Source organism: Acinetobacter sp. AS167, from assembly GCF_037152175.1.
In the GTDB taxonomy this organism is placed as follows: Bacteria; Pseudomonadota; Gammaproteobacteria; order Pseudomonadales; family Moraxellaceae; genus Acinetobacter.
In genome coordinates, this window is record NZ_JBBCMP010000001.1 from 15503 (window position 1) to 36790 (window position 21288).

At 36.0% G+C, this 21288-nt stretch carries 19 protein-coding genes; 10 read left to right on the plus strand and 9 right to left on the minus strand.

Annotation, left to right across the window (positions count from 1 at the left end; all coding sequences use genetic code 11):
• The first annotated feature begins 30 nt into the window (after nt 1–30).
• A complete protein-coding gene (gene trpB, locus WFN33_RS00100) occupies nt 31–1239 on the plus strand; it encodes a tryptophan synthase subunit beta (protein WP_336950739.1) in 1209 nt (402 codons plus the stop codon).
• A gap of 686 nt (nt 1240–1925) precedes the next feature.
• Here trpB and WFN33_RS00105 read toward each other — a convergent pair.
• The 3 genes from WFN33_RS00105 to WFN33_RS00115 all read right to left on the minus strand — a co-directional run bounded on the left by WFN33_RS00105 (nt 1926) and on the right by WFN33_RS00115 (nt 3294).
• Nucleotides 1926–2357, minus strand: a complete 432-nt coding sequence (locus WFN33_RS00105; RefSeq protein ID WP_004822228.1) for a CBS domain-containing protein — start codon at nt 2355–2357, stop codon at nt 1926–1928.
• A gap of 146 nt (nt 2358–2503) precedes the next feature.
• Complete coding sequence (locus tag WFN33_RS00110) at nt 2504–2881, minus strand: DUF2750 domain-containing protein (RefSeq protein ID WP_336950740.1); 378 nt, start codon at nt 2879–2881, stop codon at nt 2504–2506.
• 179 nt (nt 2882–3060) lie between these two features.
• Nucleotides 3061–3294 (minus strand): hypothetical protein, encoded by a 234-nt coding sequence (locus WFN33_RS00115; RefSeq protein WP_004719607.1) that lies wholly within the window; start codon nt 3292–3294, stop codon nt 3061–3063.
• A gap of 222 nt (nt 3295–3516) precedes the next feature.
• Between WFN33_RS00115 and WFN33_RS00120 the strand changes: the two genes are divergently transcribed.
• Together WFN33_RS00120 and WFN33_RS00125 are read left to right on the plus strand one after the other, a co-directional pair.
• Nucleotides 3517–3876 carry a hypothetical protein gene (locus tag WFN33_RS00120; protein WP_004822225.1) on the plus strand — a complete coding sequence of 120 codons (360 nt, stop codon included), beginning with the start codon at nt 3517–3519 and terminating at the stop codon, nt 3874–3876.
• A 249-nt stretch (nt 3877–4125) separates the two neighbouring features.
• Nucleotides 4126–4452: a hypothetical protein gene (locus WFN33_RS00125; protein ID WP_336950742.1), complete on the plus strand. Its 327-nt coding sequence runs from the start codon at nt 4126–4128 to the stop codon at nt 4450–4452.
• Between the two features lie 10 nt (nt 4453–4462).
• Here the strand turns inward: WFN33_RS00125 and WFN33_RS00130 are convergent, their stop codons facing one another.
• A complete protein-coding gene (locus WFN33_RS00130; RefSeq protein WP_336950743.1) occupies nt 4463–6073 on the minus strand; it encodes a M16 family metallopeptidase in 1611 nt (536 codons plus the stop codon).
• A gap of 13 nt (nt 6074–6086) precedes the next feature.
• Nucleotides 6087–7481 (minus strand): M16 family metallopeptidase, encoded by a 1395-nt coding sequence (locus WFN33_RS00135; protein WP_419359963.1) that lies wholly within the window; start codon nt 7479–7481, stop codon nt 6087–6089.
• A 176-nt stretch (nt 7482–7657) separates the two neighbouring features.
• Between WFN33_RS00135 and ftsY the strand changes: the two genes are divergently transcribed.
• The 5 genes from ftsY to WFN33_RS00160 all read left to right on the plus strand — a co-directional run bounded on the left by ftsY (nt 7658) and on the right by WFN33_RS00160 (nt 14282).
• Entirely contained in the window at nt 7658–8764 is a 1107-nt protein-coding gene (ftsY, locus tag WFN33_RS00140; RefSeq protein WP_336950744.1) for a signal recognition particle-docking protein FtsY, read from the plus strand.
• Nucleotides 8765–9176: 412 nt separating this feature from the next.
• Nucleotides 9177–9770 carry a nitroreductase family protein gene (locus WFN33_RS00145; RefSeq protein WP_004719619.1) on the plus strand — a complete coding sequence of 198 codons (594 nt, stop codon included), beginning with the start codon at nt 9177–9179 and terminating at the stop codon, nt 9768–9770.
• A 729-nt stretch (nt 9771–10499) separates the two neighbouring features.
• Nucleotides 10500–12662, plus strand: coding sequence for a malate synthase G (locus WFN33_RS00150; protein WP_336950745.1), 2163 nt, complete (start codon nt 10500–10502; stop codon nt 12660–12662).
• A gap of 190 nt (nt 12663–12852) precedes the next feature.
• A complete protein-coding gene (locus tag WFN33_RS00155; RefSeq protein ID WP_004719624.1) occupies nt 12853–13473 on the plus strand; it encodes a 2OG-Fe(II) oxygenase in 621 nt (206 codons plus the stop codon).
• A gap of 143 nt (nt 13474–13616) precedes the next feature.
• On the plus strand, nt 13617–14282 hold the full coding sequence (locus tag WFN33_RS00160; protein WP_336950747.1) for an SOS response-associated peptidase family protein: 666 nt from the start codon (nt 13617–13619) through the stop codon (nt 14280–14282).
• 9 nt (nt 14283–14291) lie between these two features.
• Here the strand turns inward: WFN33_RS00160 and WFN33_RS00165 are convergent, their stop codons facing one another.
• The gene (locus WFN33_RS00165) at nt 14292–14756 is read right to left on the minus strand and encodes a MarR family winged helix-turn-helix transcriptional regulator (protein WP_336950748.1); all 465 of its coding nucleotides are present in this window, start codon (nt 14754–14756) and stop codon (nt 14292–14294) included.
• Between the two features lie 962 nt (nt 14757–15718).
• Between WFN33_RS00165 and WFN33_RS00170 the strand changes: the two genes are divergently transcribed.
• Nucleotides 15719–17260, plus strand: a complete 1542-nt coding sequence (locus tag WFN33_RS00170; protein WP_336950749.1) for a TerC family protein — start codon at nt 15719–15721, stop codon at nt 17258–17260.
• Nucleotides 17261–17383: 123 nt separating this feature from the next.
• Here the strand turns inward: WFN33_RS00170 and WFN33_RS00175 are convergent, their stop codons facing one another.
• Nucleotides 17384–18241 carry an alpha/beta hydrolase family protein gene (locus tag WFN33_RS00175; RefSeq protein WP_336950750.1) on the minus strand — a complete coding sequence of 286 codons (858 nt, stop codon included), beginning with the start codon at nt 18239–18241 and terminating at the stop codon, nt 17384–17386.
• Nucleotides 18242–18368: 127 nt separating this feature from the next.
• Here WFN33_RS00175 and WFN33_RS00180 point away from each other — a divergent pair, with 127 nt between their 5' ends.
• Nucleotides 18369–18827, plus strand: coding sequence for a hypothetical protein (locus tag WFN33_RS00180; protein WP_336950751.1), 459 nt, complete (start codon nt 18369–18371; stop codon nt 18825–18827).
• Between the two features lie 52 nt (nt 18828–18879).
• Here WFN33_RS00180 and WFN33_RS00185 read toward each other — a convergent pair whose 3' ends face one another.
• Both WFN33_RS00185 and brnQ read right to left on the minus strand, forming a co-directional pair.
• Nucleotides 18880–19116, minus strand: coding sequence for a hypothetical protein (locus WFN33_RS00185; RefSeq protein WP_336950752.1), 237 nt, complete (start codon nt 19114–19116; stop codon nt 18880–18882).
• Nucleotides 19117–19763: 647 nt separating this feature from the next.
• Nucleotides 19764–21056, minus strand: a complete 1293-nt coding sequence (brnQ, locus tag WFN33_RS00190; RefSeq protein ID WP_336950753.1) for a branched-chain amino acid transport system II carrier protein — start codon at nt 21054–21056, stop codon at nt 19764–19766.
• Nucleotides 21057–21288: the final 232 nt, after the last annotated feature.

Below are 21288 nucleotides of genomic sequence, written 5' to 3' on the forward strand. Positions count from 1 at the left end.
CAACAGCTAATTTATTAAATAGGGAAAGAAATGGATCATCAAATAAATGGTATTGCATTACCAAATGAACAAGGCTTTTTTGGTGAATATGGTGGTCAATTTATTCCACCTCATTTAAAAGAAGCAATGGATGAAATCAATATTGCATATGAAGAAATTCGTAAAACGCCTGAATTTCAAAATGAATTGGCTGATTTATTTGCCAATTATGTAGGTCGTCCTAGTCCTTTATACCATGCAAGACGCCTTTCTGATCAATTGGGTGGTGCACAAATCTATTTAAAGCGTGAAGACTTAAATCATACAGGCGCACATAAAATTAACCATTGTTTGGGCGAAGCTTTGCTTGCCAAATATATGGGTAAAACCAAAGTAATCGCAGAAACAGGTGCTGGTCAACATGGCGTTGCACTTGCAACAGCGTGTGCTTTGGTCGGTATTCCATGTGAAATTCATATGGGACAGGTGGATATTGAAAAAGAGCATCCCAATGTCGTGAAAATGAAGATTTTAGGTGCAAAACTGGTTTCAGTCACTCAAGGTACTGCAACACTCAAAGATGCTGTAGATAGTGCATTTGAAGAGTATTTAAAAGATCCTAAAAACTTTATTTATGCGATTGGTTCTGTGGTTGGACCGCATCCTTTCCCAAAAATGGTACGTGATTTCCAATCTATTATTGGCAATGAAATTAAAGTTCAAGCCCAAGATCGCTTTGGCGCACAACCTGATTATGTAGTTGCATGTGTAGGCGGTGGCTCAAATGCAATTGGCGCATTCACTGCATTTTTAAATGATGCAGAGGTTAAACTTGTTGGTGTGGAACCAGCAGGTCATGGTCTGGATACTCAACAGCATTCAGCAACATTGACTTTAGGTAAACCAAGTCAGATTCATGGTATGGCATGTTATGTGCTTGAAGATGAACAGGGCGAACCCTTGCCTGTGCACTCGATTGCATCTGGTTTAGATTATCCAGGTGTAGGCCCTCAACATAGCTTTTTAAAAGATTTAGGCCGCGTGGATTACTCTACAGCAACCGATCAAGAGTGTTTAGATGCGTTTATGACCCTTTCACGAATAGAAGGGATTGTTCCTGCATTAGAAAGTTCTCATGCTGTGGCGTGGGCAATTCGCGAAGCGCCTAAATTAGCGAAAGAAATTAAAATTGTTGTAAACCTTTCTGGACGTGGTGACAAAGATGCCGACTATGTTGCTGGAAAGTTAAATCTAAACTGATTAAAAATTGATTTGATCTAAAAACCTAGCATTGGCTAGGTTTTTATTTTGTCGTTAAATTTGAAATTCAGGTTTAGCTTCTGCTTAATGAAGTAAATTGTTTATAGCTATATTAATTAAAGACATGCAACTCAAAATAGATGATTATTTGTAATATATTAAAATAAAAAAATTTGATATTTTATAGCTAATCTGTAAAAAATTCAGACATAAGAGTAGAATTTCTATTAATTAATATTCAAATAAATCAATTGCATGAGAAAAATAATTTATTTGAATATAAACACGCTTGCAATGCCACACCATACATTCAAAGCTTAAATGCCTTTGCGTAGGCGATGCCTCACTTTTCGTAGGAGTTGCTAAACTTTGCGCTGCAAACCAAGTAGTGTTTTGTTTCTGCTGATGTTAGGCGAGGGGTACGTCCTTTAGGTCCCTCAACGGAAACATCCTAGTCGCCCCTTAGAAGGATAACCATCTAGGGTTCAAAAATACCCAAAATGAATTGATCCCCCAACAGTTTTTAAAAGTCCATACAAAAAATGTGCTTCATTTCTGATCAATGACTTGATGGAAGTCATTTGTTTGAATAAATAGGCAGTTTTGATTATAACTTAGCTGTTAGTTTTCTAAGCACAAGAAAAAACCCTCCACATGGAGGGAGGGTTGTATTTTTATAATTTAACTTAACCTGAAATATATTGTCTTAACTGTTCAATCAATTTTCTTTGATCTTCCATCGTAGCTTTGACTAAATCGCCAATAGAAACAAACCCAACCAGTGTTTCGCCTTCAATTACAGGTAAATGGCGTAGGTGTCCGTCAGTCATTAAATTTAAACATTCTTCAACGGTATGGCCACGGGTCACAGAAATCACTCTAGAGGTCATAATTTCAGCGACTGTTGTATGGTCAGATGTACGCTGCATAAGCGCAATTTTACGTGTATAGTCGCGTTCAGAAAGAATTCCAACGACCTTTGTATCTTGAGTGACAACCACAGCACCAATACCTTTGTTTGCCATAAGTGTAATGGCTTCTAATACTGTGGCAGAGGGTGAAATCGTATAAATTTCACGACCAATCTTATCTTGGATTACTTGTGCTACTGTCGTCATAATTATTCTTCCTTTTCTAGGGTACTTACCAATCTGCACACCTTTAAATTAACTGTATTTTTTAACTTTGCAAATACTTGGCAGTCATAAAATATAAAGTTTATTTTTTACAACAATTTTAAACCGATAAAAATATATCTTCGCCTTTAAGTCGTTTGAAATTGAACATGACTATGAAAAAAGAAATGTTCCATTTGAGACGTTGAGAGTTTAAATTTTCGAGATGAAGAATTAAACAATGCTGGCATGATATTGAGCCGTGTTAACGTGGGTAACAGCGAGTCTCTAAAATCTTTAGGTGTTATTCTACGTGGGGTGTAGTGGGGCCAATGAATCTTTGCATACTGATGGGCTTGAACAGCGTTTAGCCAAAAAGGAAAATAAACTTCATTTGAACCAGACTTCATTGCCCAGCCATCATGGTAAAGTCCCCAAAGTACACCACAATACATGAGTGATTTTAAAATAGAAATTTTAATAAACAATTCATTCGAAATGGGCTGAAGATGAATATACTTTTTCATAATTAATAATCTTATTTAGTACATTGCCTATTGTAGTTGAAATTCTTATAAGAACTGTTGGTGCTTTATGCTCAATCGTAAGCATTTATTAAAACAATAAAAAATGTATTGAAAACGTAATGATTTATTAAAAAATAAAAATGATAGGGCAAAAAAAACGCCACCTAAGTGACGTTTTATTATGCTTGCATGGTTGCCATCTTTTGCCAATATTGGGCTTTTAGAGAATCACGTTCAACGCGGAAACCTTGGTAGTAAAGTTCTGCAAGAAACATTGCTGCTTTACCATGGCCAGCCTTCGCCGCATCTTCTAATGCTTTTACTGCTTCTACAAAGTTCATTTCACATTGGATTGTATTTACAGCATCTGCATAAACATGTTCTAAGTCTTGGTGAGAGATCTGATGAATCATATATAACTCCTTATTGTAATTATGATCTTTTAACATAGCTCCCCAACGGAGCTTATACTTAACTAATCTAACTTAACTTTATTAAACTAATATTACAATTAGCCTTGTTTGTCAAGTGATTTGAAATCTATGCTTGACGAAGATAAGATTACATGATTAAACATTAATCAGAAATAATATTTATTAAAATCAATATGAGAATTAAGACAAAGGGAGAGCAAAATGACAAACACTATAGATGGCTTTATTTTTGATGTACCCGCTGCTGAGTCTCAGATCGTAGAATTAGCTCAGTATCACCGTAAACAACTGGATGAGGCAATTTATCATCAAGAAATCCATCTTGGGGATTATTGTTTAGCCCAGCGTAAACGCGTGTACGATTATACCCGAAACTTAAATCCAGTGCAAAAAGCAGGTTTTTACCGAATCTATGATGGCGAATTGAGGCGTCTTGCTGATGATGATGATTTGCACCCTGCGCATGCAGAGGGTGGAGTGAGTATCTTTGCTGTCAGCATTGCATTGGCAATTATCGCGATTATTTTGTATTTCGCATTCTTACGTGCAACGATCCTTTAATTGGTACTAATATTGAAGTGATTCACGAGTTGCTTAACTTTACTCAAGCCCTTTTCTTGAATATGAGAAGAGGGCTTAAACTTTCATCTCTACACGCTATGATATCTATGCTGGGATTATTAAGCGCTGTCGTACTATCTATCAATTTTGATCTTAAAGATCATCTTACAACCGATCTTCAGATGTCTTGAAGAAAGCCCTATATTTTTATGGTCAGGATGATAAACTATCTGTAATTAGAGGTAGTTCATGCAAAAATTCAAAGATTATTTTCAAAAATTATTCTATTCATTCCCTGTGGAAAAAATCTTGAATTGTTTTGTTGCTGTAATCATCGCATTGATGATTTTTCTTGCAATACTGGCTTTAACACGCCCAATTAATCCAAATCAATACAAATATGTTTTGCAATATTCACAACAAGCAAGCAATCCAAAGACACAAAAGATTGCCAATCAATTACGCAGCCAAGATCGTATTTATGTGGTTGAATATTTACGTCTATTACGTGCCTACCATTTTGAAAATCAACAAGTAAAACGATATCCAGCTGTGGATAGTAAAGATCCGCAATAATGGATAATATTTATTTGACTGATCCAGCTTGCGTACGAATAGTTTTTTGAATGATCAAAGTCGGGACATCCGGCATGGTATGCGTATCCATTTGCTGGTTTTGATTTGAACTGGATTGCTCTGGGGTGGTTAAATCAGCCTTCAACATGTCTTTTAACGCATTCTGATCCAGTATCGGTGCAACAACAACCAAAGTGAGACGGTCTGCACGAAGATGTTTTTGAATAGCTTTTTGAACTTGTTTGGTGGTAACTTGACTCAATTGCTTTTGATATTGGGTTAAATAATCCGCAGGAAGTTGATAAAAGCCAATCGATGCGATTTGTGCATTGATATTGGCATTGGAGCTGAAGGTCATTGGGAAAGAACGTAACATGCCTTCCTTAGTTTCTTCGAGCTGTTTTCTTTGTATTGGATTTTTTACAAAATCGCGTAAGGCCTGATGTGTAACTTTGATACTCTCCATCAATTGATTTTGTTCAGTGGAATAACTCAAGCTGAAGAAACCTTGAGCCAATGTGGAGGTCAAATTGCTATAAGCTCCATAGGTATAACCCCGTTTAACTCGAAGTTCTTTCATTAAAATGGAATTAAATCCACTTCCGCCAAACATTTGATTGGCGACTTCTAGTGCAACACGATCTGGATCACTGCGCTGAATCGCCAAGTGTCCCATCATTACGTTGGCTTGGGTTGAGTTAAACGGGATGTAATGGATATTAAAATCATCTTGATCTTGTGGTTCAGGAAGTGCTTGTGCAGCTTCACCTTGGGTGAGGTTTTGACTGATTAAATTGGCCAGTTGAGTTGCATCGGCTGAAGTTAAATTACCAGTAATAGCAATATTCATGTTTTGGGCAACAAGCAGTTTTTGTCGATACGCTCTAAGTAGTTCTGGAGTAATTTTTTTTAGGCTCCCATTGGTGCCAACAGTGGGCTCGGCATAAGGATGTTGTCCATACAGAGCACGATAAAAGCGAATATTCATAATCCGACTTGGATTTTCTTGAATTTGCTTCTGCCCAACTTTGGTATTGTTTAATATAAGATTTAAACCCGATGGATTAAATTGTGCATGATTCAGCACATGTAGCATGGTATTGATGGCAGGGTTTAATTTTTCAGGATCTGATAAGACCCGAAGTCGGACGACAAACATATCACGGTACGCCGTAACACTAAATTGAGCACCTAATCCTTCAAATGTTGACGCAATTTGTTTTGCTGTATATTGATCTGTCCCTTCAGTGATCAGCTTGGCTGCCATATTTGCCATACCATACAAGCCTTTTCCTAGTGCTTCATCTTGTGACGAACCTGCATTAAAGGTGAGTTGAATATCCACAATAGGCAGGTCGGTGGCTGAAACAAAAAGTGTCCTGACTTTTTGGTTGTTGGAGAGGTCTTGAACAAATGGCGCTTGATACAGTTGATGTTTATCTAAATTTTTTAAGCTTTGTAAGGTCGAATTTGCTTTAAGTGTTGAATCATCTACAACAACCTCCGTTTCATCATGATTGTCTAATTCAACCTCCGCATGGTTAAGGGGGGAGTAGAGTAAGCTGATGAACACAAACAAGGGTATTTTTATCGAATAGGTCGAGAATGGATTAAAATTCATGAGAGATCCTTTTTTATTCTTTTGTACTTTCAGGCATTAAATACAAACTACTCAGATTGGCTTTGACAAAATAAATATTGGCAATTCGTTGTAAATCTTGTGGTGTCACTTTGTCATAATGTTTAGGTAATTCATCCATTAAACGAAAACTTAGGCCATTTACTTCCAAATTCCCAATCATATTGGCTTGTCCACCAATATCATCCTGACTATAGATTAAATTTGAAACGAAGTTGTTTTTGACACGATCGAGTTCAGTTTGATTGACCAATTCTGTTTTAAATAAATTCATCTCTTTTTCAATCGCTTTTTGTGCCTCATCCAGAGAAACATCATCACTTGGGATCGCGGAGATCATAAATAAACTGTCGCCACGATTATAGGGGTCATAACTGACACTGATTGCGGTCAGCACTTTCTTATCTCGAATCAGACGGTCTTGTAAACGAGCGGAGATTCCGCCATCCAGTAAGGACTGGATAATGGTTAGTGCGTAGGCATCTTGTGGGTTTTTTGCTGTGGCAATGGATTTGACATTCCAAGCCATAAATAAGTTGGGCACTTGTACTGGCAACTGCACTTCCATATGCCGATACCCCATTCGGTCAAACTCTAAAACATCATTACGGTCTGGAAGTTCCTTTTTGGGAATTGCTGCAAAATATTTTTCAACTTGTTTAAGTGCCTGTTCTGCATTGACATCTCCTACAATGACTAAAGTCGCATTATTGGGCGTGTACCATGTTTGATACCAATGTTTAAGATCATCCAGACGAATATTCTGTAGGTTTTTCATAAAGCCAATCACAGGTTGACGGTGGTGACTGGTTGGATAGGCGATCCATTTAAAACGTTCGTAGGCTAGATTTCGTGGATTATCATCTGTCCGTTGTCGTCTTTCCTCCATAACCACTTTGATTTCAGGATCAAAGTCTTGTTGTTTGAGGACCAGATTTGTCATACGGTCTGCTTCAAGTTCCAAAGCCAATGGAAAATACTTCTTGGGGTAAAGCTGATAATAGTTGGTGTAATTTGTATATGTGGCAGCGTTGGTGCGGCCACCATAAATACGACTTAAACGTGCAAACTCATCATCTGGAACCTTTTTAGTTCCTTTAAACATCATATGTTCAAGTACATGGGAAATACCAAGCACATTACCAGACTCATCACTACTGCCAACACCATACCAAATTTGAGTCATGACAATTGGAGAGCGATGATCTTCTCTGATAATCACTTTTAAACCATTTTTAAGTGTGGTTTCGAAAGTAGTCCTTGAAAGTTGGCTTTGAGGTGCTGCCTGAAGTTGAGTATTTATCGTGCTTAATGATAAAAAGAAGATTGGCGCAATGATAACTTTGGATTGTCTAAGAAGATTAAAGAATCTAGATTTCAGAATATACACAGATAACCCAAAAAATTATTTTAAATTTAGAACTATTCTTAAAAAATTAATGATTTAAAGCAAGGTTAGAATGTTGCATTTTGGTTTGCTTGTTTTATCGCTGCTTTAACTCTAAAAATGATGCAATCTATGCTAAACTCATTCTTTTTTAACGCTATGCTTTTCAAGGAATCGGCATGCAAGAACAGCAAAATAAATTCTTGATTGATGCGGATATCGGGGATGACGATGTCACATTACCTAGTTTACCAGCCGTCAATGTGCCTATTATTGAAAATAATGTAGAAACACCTAAAGCGGAACCTATTCAAACTGAAAGCCAAGCCGCACAGATTGAATCAGCTGATGAAAAATCCAAAGGTGGCTTTTTTAGTCGCATGAAAGAAGGTTTGACCAAATCGCGTAAAAGCCTTGCCGATGGTATGGTTAATATCCTGATTGGTGGTAAAGAAATTGATGATGAGTTGCTTGAAGAGGTAGAAGAGCAACTTTTGGTTGCTGATATCGGGGTAGAGGCGACTAAAACCATTATTACGAACTTGACTGAGCGTACGGAACGTGGTGATTTAATTTACTCACATTCATTGTATAAAGCGCTACAAGAAGAGCTAGTTGCTTTACTTGCGCCTCGTGTAAAACCATTGCATATCGATCCCAATAAAAATCCATTTGTGATTTTAGTGGTGGGTGTAAATGGTGTAGGTAAAACAACCACGATTGGTAAATTAGCCAAACGTTTACAAGGCGAAGGCAAGAAAGTCATGCTTGCAGCAGGAGATACCTTCCGTGCAGCAGCAACTGAACAACTTCAAATCTGGGGTGAACGTAACAATATTGCTGTCGTGGCTCAAGGCCATGGTGCAGATAGTGCTTCAGTCATTTTTGATGCCTTTGAAAGTGCTCGTGCCAAAGGTGTGGATGTTTTAATTGCCGATACAGCAGGGCGTTTGCATAACAAAAGTAACTTGATGTCTGAATTGACCAAAGTAAAACGTGTTATGCAAAAAATTGATGCAACTGCGCCACATGAAGTGATGTTGGTGGTGGATGCTGGTACTGGTCAAAATGCGATTAACCAAGTTGAAATGTTTGATGAAGCTGTAGGTTTAACTGGTTTAACCATTACCAAATTAGATGGAACTGCAAAGGGTGGTGTGTTGTTTAATATTGCCAGCCGTACCCATGTACCAATTCGATATATTGGTGTCGGGGAAAAGATAGATGATTTACGTCCATTCTCTGCAAAATCGTTTGTCGCAGCATTATTTGAAACAGATAAGTAATTTAGAAAACTATTTATCTTCAATGAGACTCCGCTTTATGCGGAGTTTTTTATTTTTTTAAGACTGGGGCTCTTGATAGTATGTTATTGGAAGAAGGCATTATAAGAATGTCATTGAGTTGTATTTTAATACTATGTCTAGAATCGTATGTCGAAATTTGCATATTTTTACCACAAAATAAGTAATGAAAAGCCCATAGGAAATTTGACATATTCTTATCGTTTTAAAGTACAAAGTACCTTAAAAAGGGGTTACAGAAACACAATGGCATTTTAAAAGACCCAATTTCACATATTGTTCTAAATATAGAACACATTGTTATGTATATAAGCATGACGAAACTAAGAATGATGCAATACACTCAAACCATGTTAAATAACACGACCCATTTGGTCATAGAAGGATTAACACCATGTCATTTTTAAATCAAATCAAACAACGCCGTACAATTTATGCAATTGGTAGAGATTTAAGCTTAGACCAAGCGAAAATTGAAGAAATCATCAAAGATGCAATCAAGCATAGCCCATCTTCATTTAACTCACAGTCTTCTCGTGCTGTGATTTTATTTGGTGATTCACATGTTAAATTCTGGACAATCGTTTTAGAAACTTTACGTAAAATCGTTCCAGCTGAAGCATTTGAAGGAACTTCGGGTAAGATTAACAGCTTTATCGCTGGTGCTGGTTCAGTGTTGTTTTATGAAGATTTAAGTGTGATTAAAGCTTTACAAGAACAATTCCCATTATATGCAGACAATTTCCCAGTATGGTCTGAGCATTCAACAGGTATTGCTCAATTTGCAACTTGGACTGCATTGGCTGAAGCGGGTATAGGTGCTTCTTTACAACACTATAATCCAATCGTAGATGAAGAAGTGGCAGCAACATTTGATGTACCTGCAGACTGGAAACTTCGCGCACAATTAGTATTTGGTTCAATCGAAGCACCAGCGGGCGAAAAAACATTTATTGATGATGCAACACGTTTTAAAACTTTTAATTAAGTGAAGCATTTAGTTTTAAGTTGAGGTCTATCTCTTATTTAGCTTAGACCTTGCTATTCCAGAAACCTGTTTAGAATGAAAATTTTAAACAGGTTTTTTATGTGTAGCACTTTATCCGTGCTTGTCGCCAGATAATAGATAGACGCTGTATGATTAAAAGAGACAAATGTGTTTGCACAGCCACGTATTAGAATGAAACTTTAAATTTAATTTGTGTAGGGGATACCCCAGCTACACCTTGTAGGATTAAATAATGTAAAAAAGCATAAGTGCTTTAAAAAATTATGTGATTCCACCTTGTTGCTAAAGATTCTAATCATCTAAATTGAAACAATAAGATGAGATTTGAACAAACAGAAAAAAATATAAGTGAGTCGAACAATTCTTTACACAGAATTATGGATTGGTTTTATCGACATTTAGCGCTATTCATGGCTTAATCTTTGCTCAAGGAATAAAAGTGTATAAAAAATGGAGAAATTAGGGTTGATTCAGCACTTTGGTCTAATTTAGACATTTTAAAAAATTTATACACTGTTAAAAAGCGATTTAAGTTGATGATTTAGTTGATGGTGTTGCTGTATTTTTGATCGTTATTTTTTAAGTTAATATAGCTATTTTTTTAATTAAAATGATCACTATTTAGCAATGTGATAGTACTATTCAGCATGGTTTAAATCGGTATACTAGAAACTCTTGTTATAAAAAGTAGCAATATCAGGAAAGACAATGACTGCACGTATTCAAAAAGGCAAGTTAGCGATTGCTAAAGAACTTTACGATTTCATCGAAAATGAAGCACTACCAGGTTCTGGTTTAGATAGTGAAACATACTGGAAAAACTTTGAGCAAGTTGTTGTCGATCTTAGTCCTAAGAATAAGGCGCTTTTAGCGAAGCGTGACGAGATTCAGGCTAAAATTGATGAATGGCACCGCAACAATAAATTTGAACTTCAAGCTTATAAAGCTTTCCTAAAAGAAATTGGCTACTTATTACCAGAAGTAGAAGATTTTCAAATCAGTACAGAAAATGTAGATGAAGAAATCGCATTATTGGCTGGTTCGCAATTGGTGGTACCTGTGCGGAATGCACGTTATTGCTTAAATGCGGCAAATGCGCGTTGGGGTTCTTTATACGATGCACTTTACGGTTTTGACGTGATATCTGAAGAAGGTGGCGCAGAAAAAGGTAAAGGCTATAACCCAGTTCGTGGCGATAAAGTTATCGCATTTGCAAAGAATTTCTTAAATGAAACATTCCCATTGGCGAATGGTTCACATGCAGATGCAACAAAATATGCTGTTGAGGGCAAAAAACTTGTTGTCACACTCAAAGATGGTTCAACCTCGACTTTGGCGAAAGAATCACAATTTGTCGGTTTCAATGGTGACGAATCTGCACCCGTTGAAATTGTACTTTTAAATAATGGCTTACACGTTGTTATTGAAATTGATGCAAATAGCCCAGTAGGCAAAACTGATGCAGCGGGTGTAAAAGATCTTGTTTTAGAAGCTGCTGTTACCACGATTCAAGATTTAGAAGATTCGATTGCTGCTGTAGATGCAGAAGAGAAAGTAGAAGGCTACCGTAACTGGTTAGGTCTAATGAAAGGTACGCTTGAAGAATCAATTGAGAAGAACGGTAAAACCGTTACGCGTACATTAAATAAAGATCGTACGCATAAGAACTTGATTGGTGGTGAAACAACACTTCATGGTCGTTCATTGATGCTTCTTCGTAACGTTGGTCATTTAATGACAAACCCTGCAATCCTTGTAGATGGTGCTGAAATCTACGAGGGTATTATGGATGCTTTAATCACACCATTACTGACTTTCGCAGACATCAAAGGTCAAAACGAAAACAAAAACTCACGTAAAGGGTCAATGTATATCGTTAAACCAAAAATGCATGGTCCAGAAGAAGTTGCATTTGCTGTCGAATTGTTTGAACGTGCTGAACAAGCGCTTGGTTTACCAGCGAAAACTTTGAAAATCGGGATTATGGATGAAGAGCGCCGTACATCTGTAAACTTGAAAAACTGTATTGCACAAGCAAAAGACCGTACAATTTTCATCAATACTGGTTTCATGGATCGTACAGGTGATGAAATTCATACCTTTATGGAAGCAGGTCCGTTCGTTCGTAAAGGCGAAGTGAAAAGCCAAATTTGGTTCCCAGCTTATGAAAACCGTAATGTTATGGTGGGTCTACAAGCAGGTTTACGTGGCAAAGCGCAGATTGGTAAAGGTATGTGGCCTAAACCTGACATGCTTTTAGACATGTATAAAACCAAAATTGAACATCCTGAAGCGGGTGCGAGCTGTGCATGGGTTCCTTCACCATCAGGTGCAGTGATTCACGCGATTCATTATCACCAATGTAATGTCTCAGCACGCCAACAAGAGTTATTGAAAACTGAAGCACTTCCGTTAGATGACTTGTTGACACCGCCTTTAGCGACAGATACAAACTGGACTGAAGAAGAGAAGACCAAAGAACTTGAAAATAACCTTCAAGGGATCTTGGGTTATGTTGTTCGTTGGGTTGATTTAGGTGTAGGTTGTTCTAAAGTGCCAGACATTAACAATGTCGGTTTAATGGAAGACCGTGCAACTTTGCGTATTTCTTCTCAACACGTTGCAAACTGGTTGCGTCATGGGATTGTGACTAAAGCGCAAGTTGAAGAAGTTATGCAGCGTATGGCGAAAATTGTTGATGAACAAAATGCCAACGATCCTGAATATAGCAACATGGCGCCTGGTTTTGATGGTTATGCATATAAAGCTGCTTATGATTTAGTATTCAAAGGTGGTGAACAACCGTCTGGCTATACTGAGCCATTATTACATGCATATCGCTTAAAGTTAAAAGGTTATACAGGCGATTAATTTTATCGTCTAATTTATTTTGTTTGATTATCAACAAAGCCTCTTCGGGGGCTTTATTCTTTTTATTGTTTATTTTAACTGTTGCTATGCTTCCATATATAAAATTTGTAGACGTGACTTTGAGTTTTAAGCCAATGATATAAAATCTCTGATACAATTTAAGGGAATTAATCATTAAGCTGAATTATAAATGACATCAATTCTGAAATTAGATGCGTTGAAGAATGCTGAAGTTGCGAGTACGCCATATCCGTATTTTGTAGTTGAAAATGCTTTGGCAGATAGTGAAGTCCAGGCAGTAATCCAAGACTTTCCTAAAATTGAACAAGGCGGAAGCTTTAACATCGAAGATGTAGAAATCAAGCCTAATTTTGATCGCTTTCTAAAATCATTGGATACACCAGAATTTCGTCAAATTTTAACAGATAAATTTGATGTCAACGTTATGGAACATCCGATGATGATTACTTTACGTGGCTACTCTCGTCAAAAAGATGGCCGGATTCACAGTGATTCAAAAAGCAAATTGTTGACGGTTTTAATCTATTTAAATGAATCTTGGGATGCGCCGAATGGACGTTTACGTATTCTCAATGACGATAAAGACATCAATAACTATGTGACAGAAATCAATGCAGGACCAGGTTCACTGGTTGCATTTAAAGTGACTGATAATGGTTGGCATGGCTATATTCCTTATGAAGGGCAACGCCAATCCATTCAAATTAATTTTTTGACTAGCGAAAAAGCCAATGCAAAACATAAGTTTTTTCATGGTTTAAGCGCCAAAGTGAAAAAGATTTTTGGATAAAAGCAATGAGGGTAAACTTCGGTTTATCCTCAATTGAAATTGTGAACTGTTTCAATTTTTTATCAATGTCTAATGTTGTTATCAATAGATAGCGCGATAGATAAATTCAACAATTATAAGTCAGTATCTTAAATCTTATTATCATGTGTGCTAATTTTAAACCGATCAGCTTAATACAAGTTCAGCAGCTTGGCTTGCCTGCAGTTCCTTTCCCGTATGAAGAAGAAATATTTCCCAGCTTTCAAACGCCGTTGCTATTTAAATCCAATCAAGGGATTGAATGGCGTTTAGTCAACTTTGGTTTAGTGCCAAAATGGGCTGAGGATAAAGATGTTGCAAAACATACATATAATGCAAGAAATGAAACTCTGATGGAAAAACGCAGTTTTGTCGAGGCTTTTAGCAAGTGCCAATTTGGTGTGATCGCCGTGACAGAGTTCTATGAATCCAAATATATCAATGGTCGACCACAACGATGGGGTGTACGGCGTAAAGATGGTCAGGCTTTTTATATTGCTGCACTTTATGAGATTACTCGATTAAAAACTGGTGAAGTTGTTCGTTCAGCCGCCATGATTAGTATGGATGCCCACCTGCATCCGATGATGAGTGAGTTTCATGAACCTCGAACAGACAAACGTTCGGTGGTAGTTATTCCACATCATCGACTTGATGAATGGTTGGGCTTACCGCAGCCCAATATTTTGAGTTTTATCGAAGGGTTCCCTGTGGCTGAGTTTGAGTGTTTTTATTGCCCCAAAAGATCGAATAACAAAAACTCGCCACAGTTGAACATCTTCGATGAATAGCCTTAAATATTAATGTGCAAGGTTCTTAAAAATAATTTTTAAGTTTTCCATGGTTTTTTCAATTTGAAGTGGCGTTAGACCTTCAAATGACTTTTCAAGTACAACACTCATTAAGTCATTTATTTTTTGCGTCATTTGTTGTCCAGCTTCTGTTAAATGTACTCTTGTGATACGCGCATCATTTTCACACGAGTAAGTATCAACAAATCCTTCCTCTTTTAAGCGATAAACAATTTTAGTTATCGTCGACATTTTTGAAACGATCATTTCTGAGAGCTCAGAGACACTTGCATCTGGTTTGGCTTCTAATGCAACCAACAATCGTCGTCTAGAATGGTCTACCCCATACTTTTTAAGTACGTGATCTAAATTTAAAACATACTGCGAATGTACTTGAGTGATCCAGTAGTATGGGAAATTTTCGATATTAAAATTTTCAGCTGCAGGTAAAAATTTTGCATATTTTTTAGTCATTTAAGGGTCCCTGTTTTTGTAATTATTGCCATATCTTAAGCGGTAATCATATTTTACTTTGAATACTTGAATCAATATGTGATAGATCACTTAAAGAAAAAAACAAGTAAAATCGACGAAATGTAAATTTTGCTTGAACTAAACTTAAGTTAAAGTATTTAGTAAAGGCATTGTACGACTGTCTATAGATAGATGGAAATCAGTAATACTTTGCGAAAACTTAGTCGCTTCTTCATGCAATTTAGAATGAATATAATTCATTCTCTAGTGTCGCCGTGGAATAGAAAGTTTTAAACCAACCCCAAAGGCAGATTTTATTAAATGTTAATGAAAGTCCTTGTGTCATAGTACGATCCTAAGTATTTCAGCTTGCCTAATTATGAAAATTACCAAGAAGATGTTGTTAAAAGCAAGCTCATTAGTTAAAAAAAATAACATCTTATGTTATTTTAACTGAAAAATAAAAGAAATCAACTTCGCTTAGCTCTAAATATTTTTTTTTGTTAAAATTTATTATATAAATTTATCAATTTTTTACTCCGTTAGTTGCCCTTATATCTAATTGAAAATAATTGATTAAATATAGTTATGATTAATATAGTCTACTAATTTAAAGGCTTCTACAAACATAGTTATACGTAATTTTTTACGAAAATACCAATGACATTTCTGTAATATTGATTGAAAAATAATTTGAATATGATGTATCGATATCTGTTAAAGACTATATTTGTAAAATGATGATTAGAAATACAGGAAATTTGCAGGTATCAGTCGGCTATACATATATATAAACTTAAATAAATGTAAATTTTTTATGAAAAATAATTACAAGCCTAAGATATTGTGCATAATTATAGCAATTTAGTTGAAAAGGTATCATTCATGGATCCGTCGTCTTGTAGGTCGAATTTATTTTTCTCCAATTTATATATTTATAATAATAAGCAGGAGATCTAATAATGGAATTTTTATTAGACCCTGGAATTTGGGTTGGTCTTTTAACCCTAATAGTTTTAGAAATTGTACTGGGTATTGATAACTTAGTTTTTATTGCCATTCTTGCAGATAAACTTCCTCCTGAACAAAGAGATAAAGCACGTATCATCGGCTTATCTCTAGCATTAATAATGCGTTTAGGTTTACTGTCTATTATTTCTTGGTTAGTGACATTAACTAAACCTCTGATTGAAATTGGTGGTCTCTCTTTCTCAGGACGGGATTTAATTCTATTATTTGGCGGGTTATTCCTCGTCTATAAAGCTGTCACTGAACTGCATGAAAAAATAGAGGGTAAGCCCGAGGTTAAAAGTTCAGGGGCTGTCGTTTATGCAAGCTTTTGGGCTGTTGTTGCCCAAATCATTGTTTTAGATGCTGTATTCTCTCTCGATTCAGTGATTACTGCGATTGGCATGGTCGATAATATTTACGTAATGATGGCAGCAGTAACAATTGCTGTTATTGTGATGCTGATTGCTTCTAAGCCATTAACATCTTTTGTCAATAAGCATCCTACTGTCGTGATTCTGTGCTTAAGCTTTTTATTATTGATTGGTGTGAGCTTAATTGCTGAAGGTTTTGGTTTCCATATTCCAAAAGGTTATATTTATTCGGGTATTGGTGTAGCTATTTTAATAGAAGCTTTTAACCAGTTTTCTAGCCGCAATGTTGAAAAACATCAGTCGAAAACACCATTGCGTCATCGTACTGCTGACTCAATTTTGAAATTGATGGGAAGCAAACTTGATGCAGATTTATTACAAAACCCTGAGACTTTAGCAGCACAAAAAGCCTTTGGTGATGAAGAGCGTTATATGGTCGGTGGAGTGTTAACGCTTGCAGAACGTTCAGTTGCATCAATCATGACCCCTAGAAATCAAATATCTTGGATTAATCTTGAGGATGATGCAGAGAGTATTCGTCAGCAAATTTTGGCTGTACCGCATAGTTTATTTCCTGTGTGTCGTGGACAATTAGATAAAGTGGTTACGGTTGTACGCGCTAAAGAGTTAATTGATGTACTGGATGAACCAGAGCAATTACAAGCCTTGCTTAAACGTAGTCGTCCGATTTTTATTTTTGAAAAAATGAAAGTGATTGATGCTATTCATACTTTAAGAACGTCTAAGGGTTCTTTAGTCTTGGTGAGTAATGAATTTGGTAATATCCAGGGTTTGATTTCTCCATTGGATGTGTTTGAAGCAATTGCTGGTGAATTCCCTGATGCAGATGAGCAGTTGGAATTAATTAAACTGGATGATACGACCTGGAAAGCCTCTGGCATGCTGGATTTGTATCAACTTGAGCTGGAACTTGGTATGTTGGATCTAGTTCAGGAAGACTCAGGCTATTTTAGCGTGGCAGGTTTGATTTTAGATAAAACCCAAGGCGAAGCAAAAGTAGGCACTCAGATTGAACAAGAGGGCATTTGGTTTGAAGTCATCGAAATGGATGAAAATCGGATCAAAACGGTAAAAATTACCCGTCCAGAGCAATTTTCGTAACTGTTTTGCGATTAAATCGTAAGCAGATATAAAAGACTAAAAAATGCCTCATTAATGAGGCATTTTTTTGAATAAAAAGAGCACTTAGATAGGATTACTTATCTAAGTACTTAAAACTAAAAATTAATTAAAAATATTTTTTGTCATAATTGGCCATAAATTTTGATGTGACTTCCTAAACATTAACATATGACCAATGGCTTTATGACCTGTATCTTTCGGTTTAAGCTCTATCATTTCAGTGGGGGCTTCTGGATACAAACGAAGTAGGTCTTTGACATTGGCTTCAGTGGCGATCTCATCGTCCGATGACCAATACACCGTAATTGGGCATTGAATTTCGTTGTGATAGTCCTCGAAAATAGTTTTACCTATAGCGTTCATCACATAACCGGGTTTACTGCAAAATTCCGCCCATTGTTTTGCAACATTTTTGGGTAAATTTTCTCCCATTCCTAAAAACTTAGTAGCACCATAGCCTTTGACTAAACTTGAAATAGGAAAGATCATGTTAAACATGACAGGTGCCATACGTTTGGTTCTCCCTTTAAGTCCTTTTACATGTCCTGTAGAGCCTGAAATTGCAATCACTTGAGCTACTTTCTTGTAGTTGGAAACAATGCCTAGTAATTGCCCCCCAGCACTATGACCTAAGAGTATGACTTGTTCTTTGCCTGTCTTATTCAGCAAAGTTTCAATAGCAGCAGGAATATCCAGTTGTCCCCAATCTTGGATACTTGCTGTGGACTGACGAATAGGACCATGTAAGGAGTCACCTATACCACGGAAATCGAAAACCAGTACATCTGAACCTTGTTGAGCAAGCCACTCTATAAAGTGATGATAAAAGCTCTGAGTAATACCTGTGGCAGGACAAACCAAAATAGGCAAACGATTAGTTGATTGTTTTGCCGGATAAAAACGTGCAGTTAAGCTATAGCTATCTGCACAAGTTATGGTTAAATTTTCAAATGTATTCATAACAATTCTATGAGTATGCTTTAATGATTACTTTACACAAGTTCCAAAAAGAAACTTGTTAAAAGTATGACTTCTGAGTCAAATGCAATAAAAAATATTTTAAGTAATTTGAATAAAGGTGTTTTAAATGGATTTGGTGAGTTTGGATTTGTCGGTAAAGTTAGCGTTAATATTTAGTGGAATTTATCTATGGGTAGGCATGTTGACAGGCGTTTGGAAGTATTACCAAATCAGCCGTTCAGAAATTGCCCGAGCGCATTATTATGTTGATATCGCACATCGCAGTAGTTTGCTTTATGCTCCAGCCACTTTGATTTTAGCGGTGATGGCCTATTGTTCAAGCTGGACTGAAACAATAAATTTGATATTTGTTTTGGTCAATTTATTCTTTTTTAGTTTTTCAATCGCCAGTTATGTTTTGCATGGTTTCTTGAAAGATACGACCAACCAATTTAAGCAACCACATCAATTAGGAACAGTGCAATTACCGAAAATATTGTTACGTATAGCAATGCTATTGTTGGTGTTAGGGGAGATTGTTGCGACTGGTGGATTATTACTTGGAATGTTTATTACTTTATTTTAATAGTTAATTTTTATAATTTTCTTATTTAAGATGGATGCATGGCATCCATCTTTTATTCTGTAATCTTCGCAAGTTTACGAGATTTATGGTCGACTACATCCCAAACATAGAAGGCAGCAGAAACGACTAATGCATAGGCAAAAAATTCAGGTTTTAAATTTCCTTGAATGAGTCCATGAATTAATAGTGTCATTAAAAGTGCAAGCGTTGTACTTAGATAGATGACCAGTTTCGTATTTGTCTTCAAAGAATTAATGAAGACTTGCTTATTGAAATGTATTGATAACATCTCCATCCCTCCTGTCTGCTCGACAAAAACCACATTGTTTTAGTCTGGATTGGTTTATTCAGTTGTACCATATCTAATAATTATTTCAAGAGCAAATAGCTCTATTATTCAAAATAATTATGACATATTTATTACAAGTGATGATTATTTTATAAAAAATGAAAATATGTGTAATTTTTTTGATAAATGGCGTAATAGTTGTTGAAGTAGTGTGAGCTAGTTATCAAAATAAAATACAATAACTTAATAGGTCTTGAAAGTGTTTTCGACTAAAGTTGATAAAAAATTATGCAATATTTATGCAAAAATCGAAAAAAAGACAATTTTTTTTCAAAATAATTCAATTTTAGCAAGAGATAGGTGTTAAACCAATAAAAAAATGCAAGCGTCTACTGAATTTAGCTTTATGAAGAGAAAATTGAGTTTTTCAATTTTTCGACAAATGTTCTTATACACATAGAGCAAAACTTGATTTGATCTATTTAGGTACATTTTATAAATACTTGAAGTGCTAAGATGGATCAAAAAATGTTTTAAAAATTGTGTCGCAAACAATAACGGCCTGTGGGGTAAACATGACAATTATTGATCACTGTTAAAATAAGATTTGGGTAAAATCAAATTTTAAGGATGATAATTAAAAAGCTTTATTTTTTAATTTTATCAATTACGACACAGATGATTAACACGATCAATGATGGGATCACCCATGCAAGGTTCTGTTCATTTAATGGTAAGTTTTGAATCATCAAAGGTAAGCTATCTTTAAAGCTTGTGACCTTAATTCCTTCAATAAGACCAAATAAAAATGCAATGCCAGTGACAGGTGCGATAACCGTGGTTGGGTTATTGAATTTACCCCAAAAGAAGCTTAATAGAATGACCACAATCGCGGGTGGGTAAATTGCACTGAGTACAGGCACTGAAAAAGCAATCAGTTTGGTTAACCCTAGATTTGAAATCACTAATGAAAATAACACCAAAATAACCACTAAAGCTTTATATGGAATTTTTGTCAATTCAGAGAAGTATTCAGCACATGCGCAGGTTAAGCCAATCGCAGTAACCATACATGCAATAAAAATCAAAGCTGTAAGGAATAAAGAGCCTAAGTCACCAAAAGCGTGTTGAACATAAGCATGCAGGATCACTGCGCCATTCTCAGCATTTGGAGCAGCATCATGACTGCCTAAACCTAGTTTAAATAAGCTGAGATAAACCAGCGTTAAACCTACACCAGAAATCAAACTTGCAATAATGGCATATTTGGTTACGAGTTTTTTGTCTGTTACACCACGAGAATGGATGGCATGAATAATCACAATACCGAAAACCAAAGCACCTAAAGTGTCCATGGTTAAATAACCATTCACAAAACCTTCAGAAACAGGGCTGGTTGCGTAATTGTTGATTGCAGGAGAAATTGAACCAGTAGGGATCAGAAATGCTGCAATACCTAAAATTGCGAGTGCAACAATTTTTAGTGGTGCAAGAATATGACCCACTGTATCCAATAATTTATTTGGATAAAGAGAAACTAAAGTCACAAATGCAAAATAGATAACACTATAAATAAATAATGCTGTACCACCATTGCCAAAGTATGAGGAAAAACCAATTTCATAAGAAACAGTTGCGGTACGTGGTGTCGCGAATAATGGTCCAACCGAGAGATAACATACTACGGTCAGTATTAAACTTGCGACTTTACCTAAAGGCGAGCTTAAAATCGCAATAGAACCTTCAGTTTTAGAAAGTGCCATAATGGTAATAACAGGTAAGCCTACAGCCGTGATTAGAAAACCAAGCGCTGCGAGCCATACATGTTCACCGGCTTGTTGAGCAACAATGGGTGGAAAAATAATATTGCCTGCCCCAATAAATAAGGCAAAGGTCATAAAGCCTAAAGCAATAATATCCTTGGTACGGAGATTAGTCATAAACTGTGGTTGAAAAAGCAAAACAGCGATTTTAGTAGAAATAGCTTATTTTTTGTATTTTATTTTATGGATAATATTCCCATTTTTTATAAATTTTAACCAATTAGTTATATTGATTATATTTATGTGGATGATTCACAGTTAATTTTCAAAAATCAAAATTTTTAAAAAATATAGAGTGTGAAAGAACATTATAGGGAGAAATTATACTTATTCTAAAATTTGTGTGCTT

Excerpts from the sequence above, each read along its gene's own strand:
- WFN33_RS00165 (WP_336950748.1), bottom strand. The coding sequence starts at position 14,756 with ATGACTAAAAAATATGCAAAATTTTTACCTGCAGCTGAAAATTTTAAT.
- WFN33_RS00125 (WP_336950742.1), top strand. The coding sequence starts at position 4,126 with ATGCAAAAATTCAAAGATTATTTTCAAAAATTATTCTATTCATTCCCT.
- WFN33_RS00185 (WP_336950752.1), bottom strand. The coding sequence starts at position 19,116 with ATGTTATCAATACATTTCAATAAGCAAGTCTTCATTAATTCTTTGAAG.
- WFN33_RS00150 (WP_336950745.1), top strand. The coding sequence starts at position 10,500 with ATGACTGCACGTATTCAAAAAGGCAAGTTAGCGATTGCTAAAGAACTT.
- WFN33_RS00170 (WP_336950749.1), top strand. The coding sequence starts at position 15,719 with ATGGAATTTTTATTAGACCCTGGAATTTGGGTTGGTCTTTTAACCCTA.
- WFN33_RS00160 (WP_336950747.1), top strand. The coding sequence starts at position 13,617 with ATGTGTGCTAATTTTAAACCGATCAGCTTAATACAAGTTCAGCAGCTT.
- trpB (WP_336950739.1), top strand. The coding sequence starts at position 31 with ATGGATCATCAAATAAATGGTATTGCATTACCAAATGAACAAGGCTTT.
- WFN33_RS00155 (WP_004719624.1), top strand. The coding sequence starts at position 12,853 with ATGACATCAATTCTGAAATTAGATGCGTTGAAGAATGCTGAAGTTGCG.
- ftsY (WP_336950744.1), top strand. The coding sequence starts at position 7,658 with ATGCAAGAACAGCAAAATAAATTCTTGATTGATGCGGATATCGGGGAT.
- WFN33_RS00145 (WP_004719619.1), top strand. The coding sequence starts at position 9,177 with ATGTCATTTTTAAATCAAATCAAACAACGCCGTACAATTTATGCAATT.
- WFN33_RS00105 (WP_004822228.1), bottom strand. The coding sequence starts at position 2,357 with ATGACGACAGTAGCACAAGTAATCCAAGATAAGATTGGTCGTGAAATT.
- WFN33_RS00115 (WP_004719607.1), bottom strand. The coding sequence starts at position 3,294 with ATGATTCATCAGATCTCTCACCAAGACTTAGAACATGTTTATGCAGAT.
- WFN33_RS00120 (WP_004822225.1), top strand. The coding sequence starts at position 3,517 with ATGACAAACACTATAGATGGCTTTATTTTTGATGTACCCGCTGCTGAG.
- WFN33_RS00110 (WP_336950740.1), bottom strand. The coding sequence starts at position 2,881 with ATGAAAAAGTATATTCATCTTCAGCCCATTTCGAATGAATTGTTTATT.
- brnQ (WP_336950753.1), bottom strand. The coding sequence starts at position 21,056 with ATGACTAATCTCCGTACCAAGGATATTATTGCTTTAGGCTTTATGACC.
- WFN33_RS00130 (WP_336950743.1), bottom strand. The coding sequence starts at position 6,073 with ATGAATTTTAATCCATTCTCGACCTATTCGATAAAAATACCCTTGTTT.
- WFN33_RS00180 (WP_336950751.1), top strand. The coding sequence starts at position 18,369 with ATGGATTTGGTGAGTTTGGATTTGTCGGTAAAGTTAGCGTTAATATTT.
- WFN33_RS00175 (WP_336950750.1), bottom strand. The coding sequence starts at position 18,241 with ATGAATACATTTGAAAATTTAACCATAACTTGTGCAGATAGCTATAGC.